The 13,836-nt window shown below is 54.8% G+C and carries 13 protein-coding genes and 1 riboswitch; of the genes, 8 read left to right on the top strand and 5 right to left on the bottom strand.

Translation table 11 applies throughout. From position 1 onward, the window contains the following. Nucleotides 1-42: 42 nt before the first annotated feature. Genes leuA through leuD form a run of 4 tightly spaced genes read left to right on the top strand, consistent with a single transcriptional unit; the run spans nt 43 to nt 4,724 of the window. On the top strand, nt 43-1,614 hold the full coding sequence (gene leuA / locus N1249_RS03565) for a 2-isopropylmalate synthase (protein ID WP_014068887.1): 1,572 nt from the start codon (nt 43-45) through the stop codon (nt 1,612-1,614). Further along, on the top strand, nt 1,614-2,705 hold the full coding sequence (gene leuB, locus N1249_RS03560; protein ID WP_014068886.1) for a 3-isopropylmalate dehydrogenase: 1,092 nt from the start codon (nt 1,614-1,616) through the stop codon (nt 2,703-2,705). Before leuA ends, leuB begins: the two co-directional genes overlap by 1 nt. Nucleotides 2,706-2,707: 2 nt before the next feature. Then, a complete protein-coding gene (leuC, locus tag N1249_RS03555) occupies nt 2,708-4,108 on the top strand; it encodes a 3-isopropylmalate dehydratase large subunit (protein WP_259834651.1) in 1,401 nt (466 codons plus the stop codon). 10 nt (nt 4,109-4,118) lie between these two features. Further along, entirely contained in the window at nt 4,119-4,724 is a 606-nt protein-coding gene (leuD, locus tag N1249_RS03550) for a 3-isopropylmalate dehydratase small subunit (RefSeq protein WP_259834648.1), read from the top strand. Between the two features lie 92 nt (nt 4,725-4,816). Here the strand turns inward: leuD and N1249_RS03545 are convergent, their stop codons facing one another. From N1249_RS03545 to sgrT, 3 genes are all read right to left on the bottom strand, one after another. Beyond that, nucleotides 4,817-4,969, bottom strand: a complete 153-nt coding sequence (locus N1249_RS03545; protein WP_014068883.1) for a Hok/Gef family protein — start codon at nt 4,967-4,969, stop codon at nt 4,817-4,819. 216 nt (nt 4,970-5,185) lie between these two features. Further along, nucleotides 5,186-6,364, bottom strand: a complete 1,179-nt coding sequence (locus N1249_RS03540; protein ID WP_259834643.1) for a sugar efflux transporter — start codon at nt 6,362-6,364, stop codon at nt 5,186-5,188. Between the two features lie 118 nt (nt 6,365-6,482). After that, entirely contained in the window at nt 6,483-6,635 is a 153-nt protein-coding gene (gene sgrT, locus N1249_RS03535; RefSeq protein WP_014068881.1) for a glucose uptake inhibitor SgrT, read from the bottom strand. A gap of 88 nt (nt 6,636-6,723) precedes the next feature. On the opposite strand from sgrT, the gene sgrR reads away from it, so the two are divergent. From sgrR to thiQ, 4 genes are all read left to right on the top strand, one after another. Continuing rightward, entirely contained in the window at nt 6,724-8,379 is a 1,656-nt protein-coding gene (gene sgrR, locus N1249_RS03530) for an HTH-type transcriptional regulator SgrR (RefSeq protein WP_259834639.1), read from the top strand. A 36-nt stretch (nt 8,380-8,415) separates the two neighbouring features. Then, a riboswitch (TPP riboswitch) is annotated at nt 8,416-8,516 on the top strand. A gap of 31 nt (nt 8,517-8,547) precedes the next feature. Beyond that, entirely contained in the window at nt 8,548-9,531 is a 984-nt protein-coding gene (gene thiB / locus N1249_RS03525) for a thiamine ABC transporter substrate binding subunit (protein WP_259834637.1), read from the top strand. After that, on the top strand, nt 9,507-11,117 hold the full coding sequence (gene thiP / locus N1249_RS03520; RefSeq protein ID WP_259834634.1) for a thiamine/thiamine pyrophosphate ABC transporter permease ThiP: 1,611 nt from the start codon (nt 9,507-9,509) through the stop codon (nt 11,115-11,117). The genes thiB and thiP overlap by 25 nt, the downstream gene beginning before the upstream one ends. Continuing rightward, entirely contained in the window at nt 11,101-11,799 is a 699-nt protein-coding gene (thiQ, locus tag N1249_RS03515) for a thiamine ABC transporter ATP-binding protein ThiQ (RefSeq protein ID WP_259834632.1), read from the top strand. The genes thiP and thiQ overlap by 17 nt, the downstream gene beginning before the upstream one ends. Nucleotides 11,800-11,827: 28 nt before the next feature. On the opposite strand, the gene N1249_RS03510 is transcribed toward thiQ, so the two are convergent. Both N1249_RS03510 and araC read right to left on the bottom strand, forming a co-directional pair. Further along, nucleotides 11,828-12,595 (bottom strand): DedA family protein, encoded by a 768-nt coding sequence (locus N1249_RS03510; protein ID WP_259834629.1) that lies wholly within the window; start codon nt 12,593-12,595, stop codon nt 11,828-11,830. 128 nt (nt 12,596-12,723) lie between these two features. Beyond that, on the bottom strand, nt 12,724-13,569 hold the full coding sequence (gene araC / locus N1249_RS03505; protein ID WP_259834626.1) for an arabinose operon transcriptional regulator AraC: 846 nt from the start codon (nt 13,567-13,569) through the stop codon (nt 12,724-12,726). Between the last annotated feature and the right edge of the window lie 267 nt (nt 13,570-13,836).

Below are 13,836 nucleotides of genomic sequence, written 5' to 3'. Positions count from 1 at the left end.
TGCTCGTAGCAAGGCGCCCTAAGACAGACAAGGACCTAACCCATGAGCCAGCAAGTCATTATTTTCGATACAACTTTGCGTGACGGTGAACAGGCATTACAGGCAAGCCTGAGTGTAAAAGAAAAACTCCAGATTGCACTGGCCCTCGAACGTATGGGTGTTGACGTCATGGAGGTCGGTTTCCCTGTCTCTTCTCCGGGTGATTTCGAATCCGTACAAACCATCGCACGCACCATCAAAAACAGCCGTGTGTGTGGCCTGGCGCGCTGCGTTGAGAAAGATATCGACGTTGCTGCCGAATCGCTGAAAGTGGCGGAAGCCTTCCGTATTCATACCTTTATTGCCACCTCACCAATGCACATTGCCACCAAGCTGCGCAGCACGCTGGATGAAGTTATCGAACGCGCCGTGTACATGGTTAAACGTGCTCGCAACTACACAGACGATGTGGAATTCTCCTGTGAAGATGCTGGCCGTACGCCAATTGAAGATTTGGCGCGCGTCGTTGAAGCGGCGATCAATGCCGGTGCCAGAACCATCAACATCCCGGACACCGTCGGCTATACCATGCCGTTTGAGTTCTCCAACATCATCACTGGCCTGTATGACCGCGTGCCAAACATCGACAAAGCGATTATTTCCGTTCATACCCATGACGATTTAGGTCTGGCCGTCGGTAATGCCATTGCCGCCGTCCACGCCGGTGCGCGTCAGGTAGAAGGTGCAATGAACGGTATCGGCGAACGTGCGGGTAACTGTTCACTGGAAGAAGTGATCATGGCGATTAAAGTGCGCAAAGATATCATGAACGTGAACACGCGCATTAATCACAATGAAATCTGGCGCACCAGCCAGACCGTCAGCCAGATCTGCAACATGCCAATCCCGGCAAACAAAGCGATTGTGGGCACGGGCGCATTCGCACACTCCTCCGGTATTCACCAGGATGGCGTGATCAAGAACCGCGAAAACTACGAAATCATGACCCCGGAATCCATCGGTCTGAACCAGGTACAGCTGAACCTGACTTCACGCTCTGGCCGTGCGGCAGTGAAACACCGCATGGAAGAGATGGGTTACAAGGACAGCGACTACAACATGGATCAGCTGTATGACGCCTTCCTGAAGCTGGCAGACAAAAAAGGTCAGGTATTCGACTACGACCTGGAAGCACTGGCTTTCATCAACAAACAGCAGGAAGAGCCAGAGCATTTCCGCCTGGATTACTTCAGCGTGCAGTCCGGCTCCAGCGACATCGCAACAGCCTCCGTCAAACTGGCCTGCGGGGATGAAATCAAAGCCGAGGCCGCTAACGGCAACGGACCGGTTGATGCCATTTACCAGGCTATCAATCGCGTCACCGAGTATGACGTAGAGTTGGTTAAATATGACCTGACGGCCAAAGGCCAGGGGAAAAATGCCCTGGGTCAGGTGGATATCGTTGTTACCCATAACGGACGTCGTTTCCACGGCGTAGGCCTGGCGACCGATATCGTTGAATCCTCTGCAAAAGCAATGGTTCACGTCCTGAACAACATCTGGCGTGCCGCTGAAGTCGAAAAAGAATTGCAACGCAAAGCTCAGAATAAAGAGAACAATAAGGAAACCGTGTAATGTCGAAGAATTACCATATTGCTGTGTTACCGGGTGATGGAATTGGCCCGGAAGTGATGGCACAGGCGCTGAAAGTACTGGAAGCCGTTCGTTCGCGTTTTGCGATGAAAATTACCACCAGCCACTACGATGTAGGCGGCATTGCTATTGATAACCACGGCACGCCGCTGCCAAAAGCAACCGTTGAAGGCTGCGAAAATGCAGATGCTGTGCTGTTCGGCTCCGTTGGCGGCCCAAAATGGGAACACCTGCCACCGGCAGAGCAACCGGAGCGTGGCGCGCTGCTGCCCCTGCGTAAGCATTTTAAGCTGTTCAGCAACCTGCGTCCGGCGAAGCTGTACCAGGGGCTGGAAGAGTTCTGCCCTCTGCGTGCAGACATCGCCGCAAATGGCTTCGACATTCTGTGCGTGCGTGAACTGACCGGCGGGATCTATTTTGGTCAACCGAAAGGCCGTGAAGGCAGCGGTCAGCATGAGAAAGCCTTTGATACCGAGGTGTATCACCGTTTTGAAATCGAACGTATCGCCCACATCGCTTTTGAGTCTGCGCGTAAACGCCGTCATAAAGTGACCTCAATTGATAAAGCGAACGTGTTGCAGTCTTCTATTTTGTGGCGTGAAATCGTCAGCGAAATCGCAAAAGAGTACCCGGACGTTGAGCTGTCGCACATGTACATCGACAACGCCACCATGCAGCTGATCAAGGATCCTTCCCAGTTTGATGTGCTGCTGTGCTCTAACCTGTTCGGCGACATTCTGTCGGATGAGTGCGCGATGATCACCGGCTCTATGGGGATGTTGCCTTCCGCAAGCCTCAATGAAGAAGGGTTTGGTCTGTACGAACCGGCTGGCGGCTCTGCACCGGATATCGCAGGCAAAAACATCGCTAACCCTATCGCGCAGATCCTGTCTCTGGCACTGTTGCTGCGTTACAGCCTGGATGCGGGCGATGCCGCAACGGCAATTGAAAACGCCATTAACCGTGCGTTGGAAGAAGGCGTCCGTACCGGTGATTTAGCACGTGGCACGGCGGCAGTCAGTACCGATGAAATGGGCGATATCATTGCCCGCTATGTCGCTGAAGGGGTGTAATCATGGCGAAGACGTTATACGAAAAGTTGTTCGATGCCCACGTGGTTTATGAGGCAGCCAACGAAACACCACTGTTGTACATCGACCGTCATCTGGTGCACGAAGTGACCTCTCCGCAGGCCTTTGACGGCTTGCGCGCACACAAGCGCCCGGTACGCCAGCCAGGCAAAACTTTCGCCACCATGGATCACAACGTTTCCACTCAGACTAAAGACATCAATGCGTCGGGTGAGATGGCGCGTATCCAGATGCAGGAGCTGATTAAGAACTGCAACGAATTTGGTGTTGAGCTGTATGACCTGAACCACCCGTATCAGGGCATTGTGCACGTTATGGGGCCGGAACAGGGCATCACCCTGCCGGGGATGACCATTGTCTGTGGCGACTCCCATACCGCGACACACGGCGCGTTCGGCGCACTGGCCTTCGGTATTGGTACGTCTGAAGTCGAACACGTGCTGGCCACGCAGACCCTGAAACAGGGTCGTGCCAAAACCATGAAGATTGAAGTGAAGGGTAAAGCCGCACCAGGCATTACCGCTAAAGACATCGTGCTGGCGATTATCGGTAAAACCGGTAGCGCGGGCGGCACGGGCCACGTTGTCGAGTTCTGCGGCGACGCTATCCAGGCGTTAAGCATGGAAGGCCGTATGACCCTGTGCAACATGGCCATTGAGATGGGCGCCAAAGCCGGTCTGGTCGCGCCTGACGAAACCACCTTCAACTATGTGAAGGGTCGTTTGCACGCACCGAAAGATCAGGATTTTGCCAACGCGGTTGAATACTGGAAAACCCTGAGCACCGACGACGGAGCAACCTTTGATACGGTTGTCACGCTCCAGGCAGAAGACATTGCTCCGCAGGTCACCTGGGGAACTAACCCAGGCCAGGTAATTTCCGTCAATGACACTATCCCTGACCCGGCATCATTCGCCGACCCGGTCGAGCGCGCCAGCGCAGAAAAAGCACTGACCTATATGGGGCTGAAGCCAGGCGTCCCGTTGACAGACGTCGCAATCGACAAAGTGTTTATTGGCTCTTGCACCAACTCCCGTATTGAAGACTTGCGTGCAGCCGCTGAGATTGCCAAAGGCCGCAAAGTCGCGCCAGGCGTTCAGGCGCTGGTCGTACCTGGCTCTGGCCCGGTTAAAGCGCAGGCAGAAGCAGAAGGTCTGGACAAAATCTTTATCGAAGCCGGTTTTGAGTGGCGCTTGCCTGGCTGCTCCATGTGTCTGGCGATGAACAACGACCGTCTGAATCCGGGCGAGCGCTGCGCTTCTACCAGTAACCGTAACTTTGAAGGCCGTCAGGGCCGTGGTGGGCGCACCCACCTGGTCAGCCCGGCTATGGCCGCCGCTGCGGCAGTTACCGGCCATTTCGCCGACATTCGCAGCCTGAAATAAGGAGACAATCATGGCAGAGAAATTTACCCAACATACAGGCCTGGTTGTCCCACTGGATGCGGCCAACGTCGATACCGATGCAATCATTCCTAAGCAGTTTTTACAGAAAGTGACTCGCACAGGTTTTGGCGCTCACCTGTTTAATGACTGGCGTTTCCTGGACGATAAAGGCGAAGTCCCTAACCCGGAATTCGTGCTGAACTTCCCGGAATATAAGGGTGCATCGATTCTTCTGGCCAGGGAAAACTTTGGCTGCGGTTCATCACGTGAACACGCCCCCTGGGCACTCACTGACTACGGCTTTAAAGTGGTCATTGCCCCGAGCTTCGCGGATATCTTCTACGGCAACAGCTTCAACAACCAGCTGCTGCCGGTCACGTTGAGCGATGAACAGGTCGATGAGCTGTTTGCGCTGGTGCAGGCAAATCCGGGCATATCGTTTGAAGTGGATCTGGAAGCGGAAGTGGTGAAAGCCGGTGATAAAACTTATAGCTTTAGTATTGATGCATTCCGTCGCCATTGTATGCTGAACGGCCTGGACAGTATTGGTCTGACGTTACAGCATGAAGACGCAATTTCCGCATACGAGAAAAAACAACCTGCGTTTATGCGCTAAAGGCAATGGCCCGCAGCGCGCGGGCCATTGAAAAGGGTGCGTTGAGGCTCAACCACTCTGGAGAGGCGGGGAACCTTCCCCCGCCAACACCGCTAACGTTTTGCTTCGTAAGCCAACACTGCCGCCAGCTCTGTTTTCTCCTGTCTGAAGTGCAGCTCACACAGCGAGTCGCGCACCATCCAGGTGAAGATCAACAGCGTCGTACAGATCAAAAACAAACTTAACAGCAGAGTACGTTTTGGCATTCCAGCCTCCTTATTGATTTTCGGCAATGAAGAGACTAACCTCGCAATGTTGGTTGTGAAGTTGGTCTCCCCATCGTTTTTTTGATGTGGGACTCTCCACTGTTTGCCTCTTGCGAAAGCCTGAGGCAAACAGCCTCAAGCACCCGCCACGCACTCTATGCGCCTTATTTGCACCTGTCAGAAAGTCGTTTCTTTTCGTGAAGCTGCCTTCCAGAATCAGACATCCTTAACCCGGCAGGTCAGCCCCAGCGTCACCAGGGATATCGCCGCAATCATCCAGTACACAGCCCAATGCCCGTAGCTTTGTGAAAGCGCCCCCTGAATCACCCCCGCCAGAATCACACCGGTTGAAATACTGTTCGTAAACAACGTTGTGGCCGAACCCGCGCGCCCGGGCATTAAATCCTGAAACCAGAGCATCCCTATCCCGGCAACAATCCCGATAAACACGGCATTAAACAACTGTAACGCCAGCAGCGCCTCGCGCGAATGGAAGAAGATAAGCCCCAGATAGAACAACACCCCTGCCGCCACGGCAACAATCATCATCGGGCGTTTTCCGAAGCGCTTAACATAGTAACCCGCCAGAATCATCGCCGGGATCTCAAGCCCTGCGGCCGTCCCCATCAGGATGCCCGCAAGTTTGTCCGGTAGACCCAGCGCACTACTGATCCACAAAGGCATATCGATGATGTACATGGTGTTGCAAGTCCACATCAGCGTGGAGGCGATAAACAGCATCCGGACATTTTTATCCTTCCAGCCGCTGACCTGGGCAACCAGTTTGTCTGGCGTTTGCTCAACCCTTGCAACCGAAGGCAGCGCAAAGGCAATCAGTACAAGGCTGATGGCAAAAATCCCTGCCGCGATCGAAAACATGACCGTAAAGCCATAACTCAGCGCCAGCATAAATGCCAGCGGTGGGCCAATAACCCACGCGAGAGAGAGCTGCGCACGCATCACCGAGCTGAACATCACCACTTCGCGGGCAGAACTGTCTGCATACTCACGGGCCAGCGCAAAGAGCTGCGGCATGGCGGTATTGGCCAGCGCCGCCAGCAGCACGCCGCAGGTGAGCAGCGTCATATAGTGACGATTAAAGGCAAACAGCAAGGCATTACCGATGGCCATGGCGCAACAAAAGAGGATCAATTTTCGGCGATCGCCCTGGCTGTCGGAACGCTTAGCAAGCCACAGGCTGACCAGGATCCCGGCAATGGCGTTGACGGTGTAAAACAGGCCAACCCAGAATGGCTGCGCCCCGACTTCGCGGCTGAGGAACAGGCTGAGCGTAGGCGCCTGGAGCGCCCCCGCCACACCCATCATAAAAGCCACCAGCATAAATGCGGCATACACGCCGTTCAGGCGTCGCCCCATCGTCATCAACCAGAGCATACGAAATCCTTGTGAAAGCGGTTTAAATTGGGTGAAATAGTAAACGAAAAAAGCCAGCAAAAACATTTTGCTGGCGGGTGATTAGCACCAATACTCAGTCACACATGATCGAGGCGAGTTAGCGAGAAGAGGTCGATTTCGTAACGTCCCACTGCATCAATTCTTCCAAAATTTTCAGCCGTTGCTCTGCACACTGGCGGGCCAGCCAGGACACTCCCTTTGTCGCTGAAAAATACTGCTGATAAAACTGACGTGCGGTAGACCTCTTCATAATTTACCTCCTCGCTTCATCGGGAAGAATTATTGGCTTAATATAGGGATAAATAAATTGCTGATTTTTTGTCAGGAGTTCCCCTTTTATGCCTTCTGGTCGTCTGCAACAACAATTTATCCGCCTCTGGCAATGCTGCGAAGGGCAATCCCAGGACACCACGCTGAATGAGCTGGCCGATTTACTGAACTGCTCTCGCCGCCATATGCGTACCCTGCTCAACACCATGCAGCAGCAGGGCTGGCTAAACTGGGAAGCAGAGGCCGGGCGCGGTAAACGTTCACGTCTGACCTTCCTCTACACCGGCCTTGCGCTGCAACAACAACGCGCGGAAGACCTGCTGGAGCAGGACCGAATCGATCAGCTGGTGCAACTGGTGGGCGACAAGGCAGCCGTACGTCAGATGCTGGTGTCACATCTCGGGCGGAGCTTTCGCCAGGGGCGGCATATTCTGCGGGTACTCTACTATCGGCCAATGAAAAATCTGTTACCCGGTACGGCGTTACGGCGTTCAGAAACCCACATGGCGCGACAAATCTTCAGCGGCCTGACGCGCATAAATGAGGAAAACGGGGAACTGGAAGCGGATATCGCTCACCACTGGCAGCAACTCTCCCCCCTCCACTGGCGCTTTTTTTTACGCCCCGGCATCCATTTCCACCACGGTCGTGAGCTGGAAATGGCCGATGTCATCGCGTCGCTGGAACGCGCCCGTAAGCTTCCGCTCTACTCACACATCATCCACATCCATTCGCCGACCGCCTGGACGCTGGATATTGAGCTGTCGCAGCCAGACAAATGGCTTCCCTGGCTTCTGGGCTATGTGCCGTCGATGATCTTGCCTGGCGAATGGAGTTCCCTGAATAATTTTGCCAGCCAGCCGATTGGTACCGGGCCTTACGCCGTTTCACGCAATAATAATAACCAGCTTAAGATCCGCGCTTTTGATGACTATTTTGGTTACCGGGCGCTGATCGACGAAGTGAACGTCTGGGTATTGCCAGATATCAGCGAAGAGCTCAGCGTCGGCCTGACGCTCGAAGGCCCCACCACAGGTGAGAAAGCGGTCGAAAGCCGTCTTGAAGAGGGCTGCTACTATCTGCTGTTTGATAGCCGCACCCATCGCGGAGCCAATCAGGAAGTTCGTCAGTGGATAAGCCATGTGCTTGCCCCTTCCAACCTGATTTACCACGCGGAAGAGCAGTATCAGACCTACTGGTTCCCGGCGTATGGGCTGTTGCCACGCTGGCACCATGCGCGCCCGGTGCAATGCGAAAAACCCGCCGGGCTGGAGTCCATCACCCTGACCTTCTATCGCGAACACGTAGAGCATCGCTTTATTGCCCGAATCATGACGAAACTGCTGGCAGCCGTAGGGGTGACGCTGGAGATCCAGGAAGTTGATTATGATGAGTGGCACCGCGGCGATGCGGTGAGCGACATCTGGCTGAACAGCGCAAACTTCACCCTGCCGCTCGATTTCTCGCTCTTTTCGCACCTGTATGAGGTGCCGTTGATCCAGCACTGTATCGACCGGGACTGGCAGCAAGACGCCGCCCAGTGGCGCGCAGGTGAGATGAATCTGGCCTCGTGGTGCCAGCAATTACTGGCGCAGCAGAACATCGTGCCGTTGATCCACCACTGGCTGATGATTCAGGGGCAGCGCAGTATGCGCGGCTTACGCATGAACACGCTGGGCTGGTTTGACTTTAAATCAGCGTGGTTTGCGCCCCCTGAGCCATAACACTTTCGTAATATTCACCAAATCATTACAATACCGCCGTTCTCAACGGGGTGCTGCATCACTGATGTGCGCTGAGATAATACCCGTCGAACCTGATCCGGATAACGCCGGCGAAGGGATTTGAGGCTGTCGCTCAAAATCCTTTGCCACTCAACTATGAGGTGCAAAGTGGTAAAAAAAGTTCTTCCTCTGCTGGTGCTGTTTGCACTGCCTGCTGCTGCTAAGCCTGTTCTGACAGTCTACACCTACGACTCTTTCTCGGCCGACTGGGGCCCGGGCCCAGTGGTAAAAAAAGCCTTTGAAGCCGACTGTAACTGCGAGCTGAAATTTGTCGCGCTGGAAGATGGCGTTTCGCTGCTTAACCGTCTGCGTATGGAAGGGAAAAACAGCAAAGCCGACGTGGTGCTTGGCCTTGATAACAACCTGCTGGACGCCGCCACGCAAACGAAGCTGTTTGCCAAAAGCGGCGTAGCAACCGATGCCGTCAGCGTCCCTGGCGGCTGGAAAAACGACACCTTCGTTCCCTTTGATTACGGCTACTTTGCCTTTGTTTATGACAAAAACAAGCTGAAGAACCCGCCAAAAAGCCTGAAAGAGCTGGTTGAAAGCGATCAGAAATGGCGCGTGATTTACGAAGATCCGCGCACCAGTACCCCGGGTCTTGGCCTGCTGCTGTGGATGCAAAAAGTCTATGGCGATAAAGCACCGGAAGCCTGGCAGAAACTGGCCGCGAAAACCGTCACCGTCACGAAGGGCTGGAGTGAAGCCTATGGTCTGTTCCTGAAAGGGGAAAGCGACCTGGTGCTGAGCTATACCACCTCTCCGGCTTACCACATTATTGCCGAGAAGAAAGACAATTACGCGGCAGCAAACTTTGCTGAAGGCCACTACTTGCAGGTGGAAGTGGCAGCACGTACCGCCGCCAGCAAGCAGCCAGAACTGGCAGAGAAGTTCCTGAAATTTATGGTTTCTCCTGCGTTCCAGAATGCTATCCCGACAGGCAACTGGATGTATCCGGTCACCAGCGTTGCGCTACCGGCAGGTTTTGATCAGCTTTCTAAACCGCAAACCTCACTGGAGTTTACGCCGCAGCAGGTTGCTGCACAGCGTGCAGCATGGGTAAGTGAATGGCAACGCGCCGTCAGCCGTTAATTGCAGGCTGGTTACTCCCCGGGCTGCTCGCCGCCATCCTGATGGTTGCGGTAAGTCTGGGGGCATTTCTTGCGTTATGGTTAAACGCGCCAGAGAGCGATCTGCTCTCTCTCTGGCACGATAGCTATCTCTGGCACATCATTCGTTTCTCTTTCTGGCAGGCGTTTCTCTCGGCGTTATTATCGGTTATTCCCGCCATTTTTCTGGCACGAGCACTTTACCGAAGACGATTTCCCGGCAGACAGGCATTGCTGCGACTGTGCGCCATGACGCTGATCCTGCCCGTGCTGGTCGCCGTTTTCGGTATTCTCAGCGTCTATGGCCGTCAGGGCTGGCTGGCCTCGCTCTTTACCCTGCTGGGCCTGGAGTGGACCTTCTCCCCATATGGGCTGAAAGGCATTCTGCTGGCGCACATCTTTTTCAATATGCCGATGGCCACGCGACTCTTTTTACAGGCGCTGGAAAGCATCCCCGGTGAGCAACGCCAGCTTGCCGCCCAGTTGGATATGCGCGGGTGGTCGTTCTTCCGTTTCGTTGAATGGCCCTGGCTGCGTCGGCAAATTCCCCCGGTAGCTGCCCTGATCTTTATGCTCTGTTTTGCCAGCTTCGCGACCGTGCTCTCGCTTGGCGGCGGCCCACAGGCCACCACGATTGAGCTGGCTATCTATCAGGCCCTGAGCTACGACTACGATCCCGGGCGCGCGGCGCTACTGGCGATCGTACAGATGCTCTGCTGCCTGGTACTGGTATTACTGAGCCAGCGTCTGAGCAAAGCCATCCCGCCTGGGGCGAATCAGATTCCAGGCTGGCGCGATCCGCAGGATAGCCTGCGCAGCCGCCTCACCGATTTCACGCTGATTGCGCTGGCGCTTTTGCTTCTGCTGCCGCCACTTCTGGCGGTGGTGGTGGATGGCCTGAACCTGAATATTCTGGCCGTATTACAACAGCCGGTGCTCTGGCAGGCGACATTTACCTCATTACGAATCGCGCTGGCGGCGGGGCTGTTGTGCGTTATCCTGACCATGATGTTGCTCTGGAGTAGCCGCGAACTTTATGCCCGACAGGCACGCAAAGCCGGACAAGCCCTGGAACTGACAGGAATGCTGATTCTGGCAATGCCAGGTATTGTGCTGGCTACAGGTTTCTTTTTACTCTTCAACACCACCGTGGGCCTGCCCGAAAGCGCAGACGGCATTGTGATTTTCACCAACGCGCTGATGGCTATTCCCTACGCACTCAAAGTGCTGGAAAACCCCATGCGCGATATCAACAGCCGCTACAGTTTGTTGTGTCAGTCGCTGGGAATGCAGGGCTGGCAGCGCCTGAAGGTTGTAGAACTCCGCGCGCTGAAGCGCCCGCTGGCACAGGCGTTAGCCTTCGCCAGCGTATTATCGATTGGTGATTTTGGCGTTGTAGCGTTATTTGGTAATGATGATTTCCGCACGCTGCCATTCTGGCTGTACCAGCAAATTGGCTCTTATCGCAGTCAGGATGGCGCCGTGACGGCACTGTTACTTCTGCTGCTGTGCTTTGCCTTATTTACCGTTATCGAAAAACTCCCGGGGCGAGATGTTAAAACTGATTGATGTCACCTGGCTTTACCAGCATCTGCCAATGCGTTTCACCCTTTCCGCACAACAGGGTGAGATGATTGCCGTTCTTGGCCCAAGCGGAGCCGGAAAGAGCACGTTGCTTAATCTGGTTGCCGGTTTTCTGCAACCGGCAAGCGGGTCGATTCTCATTGAAGGTCAGGATCATACCCACACGCCACCGGCACGACGCCCGGTGTCGATGCTGTTTCAGGAAAATAACCTGTTTACCCACCTGACGGTGTGGCAAAACATCGCGCTGGGAATGAACCCGGGGCTAAAACTCAACGCCGCGCAGCGGCAGAAACTGGACTCCATCGCCGTGCAGATGGGGCTAACAGCGTTTATTGACAGGCTGCCGGGTGAACTGTCTGGCGGCCAGCGCCAGCGCGTTGCCCTGGCCCGCTGCCTGGTACGCGAGCAGCCGGTGCTGCTGCTTGATGAACCATTTTCCGCACTCGACCCGGCGCTGCGCCAGGAGATGCTCGCCCTGGTGCAGGACGTCTGCAAGCACCAGCAGCTCACCATGCTGATGGTTTCCCACAGCATTGAAGATGCCGCGCGTATTGCGCCGCGATCGGTGGTGATCGCGGAGGGACGTATTATGTGGGATGGTGAAACAGAAGAACTGGTAAACGGAAAAGTCACCGCTTCTGAACTACTGGGAATAAAACCGTAGGCCGGGCAAACGCAGTGCCGCCCGGCAGTTAGCGGCTCACCACTTTCAGCAGAATCTCTGCATAGACCGGCATCAGCGGATGGCGAATCAGCGCGACCAGCGCCACAACCGCGATGCCGAGCATCAGAGGAGACAGCCAGATTAGCCGCTGGCGAGGAAGGTAGTGCGTCAGACGATCCACTCCCGCTTTAGCGCTACGCCACAGGCGCCAGCACAGCCAAACCGCCAGCCACAGCAGCAGCGCCGTTGCCAGCAACAGCCATTTGAATTGCCCGCTTTGCATATCGGCAGGAATATCAATCGCCGCGCCGGCCAGGATCCCCGGCAGGAAGTAGAACGGCGGCCAGAACACGCAGCCGATAATATTCGGCACCACGAATTTGGTCACGGGAAGATCCAGCATCCCGGCTACCATCGGCACGATCGGACGGGTTGGCCCGACAAAGCGCCCGACCAGAATGGTGAACATACTGTGCTGATGCAGCGCGTGTTCGGTCTTATCCAGCAGCGCTTTATTCTTTTTCATGAACGACCAGCGATGCAGCGGCTTCTTAAAGCGCCAGCCCAGCCAGAAAGAGATCCAGTCCCCGAGCAAGCACCCCACAATCCCGGCCAGCCACGCCTGCCAGAAGTTGACCTCTCCGCTGCCGATTAACGCGCCAAGCCCCGCCATCATCACGGTGCCAGGTAAAATCAGCCCGACAAGCGCCAGCGATTCCAGGAACGCCACCAGCGCAACGGCGATGAGCGAATACATAACGGACTGGGTAATAAAATGTTCCAGCAATGCCTGCATAACTATTCCGGTCAGAAAACGAAGCAGGGATTCTGCAAAGAGCCCCTCATCACGTCAAGACAACAATTGTCTGAATAGTTTACTGGCAGTCATCAAACTTCACCTGAACGTTTATCTTATTTTACGTTTCATTCACATCCGGCGCGGAATTCACTCGGGCTGGCCCCGGTACATTTTTTAAAGACGCGCGAGAAATAAAGCTGATCTTCAAAGCCCACATTACGCCCTACGCTGGCAATTGGCATCCGGGTGGTGCTGAGCAACAGTTTAGCCTGACTGATACGTTGATCCTCGCGCCAGCTCAGAACGCTCACTCCCAGCTGCTGGCGGAACAGGTGCGATAACCGGGACGGCGACAGGCACACGTGTTGCGCGACGCTGGCAATATCAAACTGGCTGTCCGCCAGGTGGTCGCTGATGTACTGGCAGGCATCGCGCACGCGGTTATCAAGCGGTGGGTTAAGCGATTCATTAATCGCTTCCATGCGTCGTAACAACAGCTGTTCCAGCAGGTTAATGGCCAGGTGTTCGGCGTAGCGCCCACCTGCCTGCCCCGCTTCAATAATCTGCGCAAACAGCTCCCGAAATAAGGACTGATGAACATCATCCGGGCGATAGAAACCGGTATGGGCAAAAATGGCAGGCCATGAGAGCCACTCCTGCCAGTAGGCGCGCGGGCGGAAGTAAACCCACTGGTGATACCACTCTTTCGCATCGGGGTGACGCCCGTAGTGGTGGATCTCTCCCGGTGGGAACAACAGCATATCGCCAGGGCGGCAGATAAACTGCTGATCGTTATTTTTAATCACCCCCTCACCCCGCACGGTGAGATTCAAAATAAATCCTTTCATCCCCAGCGGTCGGTCAACGTAAAAATCGAGATAGCCCTCGGCCTCGATAGGGGTCAGTCCTGCTACCAGATGGGCGTTAAACGAGTAGCCCGGCAGTAAGGGATCGCTTTGCGTTTCGGCCATAGATTCAGTACTCCCAACGGTCTTTAAGGAAACCAATTGTCCATATCGATAAAAGCAGTATAAAAACGGCCCGTGAAAAGATCCAAAAAGCATCACGCTTCTTTTACGTCCGCCCAATTTCAGCTTTTGCCCCTGATTTCTCCGTCGACACGTGCGGATAAGCAGTAACAAAAGTGTCTATAAGTGCGGCAGAAATGTCCACATTGAATATTTGCACGGCGTCACACTTTCAATCGCAACAGCAATTTAATCCATAAGATTAGCGGA

It is taken from the genome of Enterobacter sp. CP102, from assembly GCF_025152625.1.
GTDB classification, from domain to species: Bacteria; Pseudomonadota; Gammaproteobacteria; order Enterobacterales; family Enterobacteriaceae; genus Enterobacter; species Enterobacter soli.
Note: the sequence above shows the minus strand (reverse complement) of the source record. Positions and strands in the feature narration are given on the sequence as shown.

What these genes read in the sequence shown, in the direction of transcription:
- N1249_RS03540 (WP_259834643.1), bottom strand. Translation starts at nt 6,364, where the DNA reads ATGCTCTGGTTGATGACGATGGGGCGACGCCTGAACGGCGTGTATGCC.
- thiQ (WP_259834632.1), top strand. Translation starts at nt 11,101, where the DNA reads ATGTTAAAACTGATTGATGTCACCTGGCTTTACCAGCATCTGCCAATG.
- thiP (WP_259834634.1), top strand. Translation starts at nt 9,507, where the DNA reads ATGGCAACGCGCCGTCAGCCGTTAATTGCAGGCTGGTTACTCCCCGGG.
- araC (WP_259834626.1), bottom strand. Translation starts at nt 13,569, where the DNA reads ATGGCCGAAACGCAAAGCGATCCCTTACTGCCGGGCTACTCGTTTAAC.
- N1249_RS03510 (WP_259834629.1), bottom strand. Translation starts at nt 12,595, where the DNA reads ATGCAGGCATTGCTGGAACATTTTATTACCCAGTCCGTTATGTATTCG.
- N1249_RS03545 (WP_014068883.1), bottom strand. Translation starts at nt 4,969, where the DNA reads ATGCCAAAACGTACTCTGCTGTTAAGTTTGTTTTTGATCTGTACGACG.
- sgrT (WP_014068881.1), bottom strand. Translation starts at nt 6,635, where the DNA reads ATGAAGAGGTCTACCGCACGTCAGTTTTATCAGCAGTATTTTTCAGCG.
- leuA (WP_014068887.1), top strand. Translation starts at nt 43, where the DNA reads ATGAGCCAGCAAGTCATTATTTTCGATACAACTTTGCGTGACGGTGAA.
- leuD (WP_259834648.1), top strand. Translation starts at nt 4,119, where the DNA reads ATGGCAGAGAAATTTACCCAACATACAGGCCTGGTTGTCCCACTGGAT.
- leuB (WP_014068886.1), top strand. Translation starts at nt 1,614, where the DNA reads ATGTCGAAGAATTACCATATTGCTGTGTTACCGGGTGATGGAATTGGC.
- leuC (WP_259834651.1), top strand. Translation starts at nt 2,708, where the DNA reads ATGGCGAAGACGTTATACGAAAAGTTGTTCGATGCCCACGTGGTTTAT.
- sgrR (WP_259834639.1), top strand. Translation starts at nt 6,724, where the DNA reads ATGCCTTCTGGTCGTCTGCAACAACAATTTATCCGCCTCTGGCAATGC.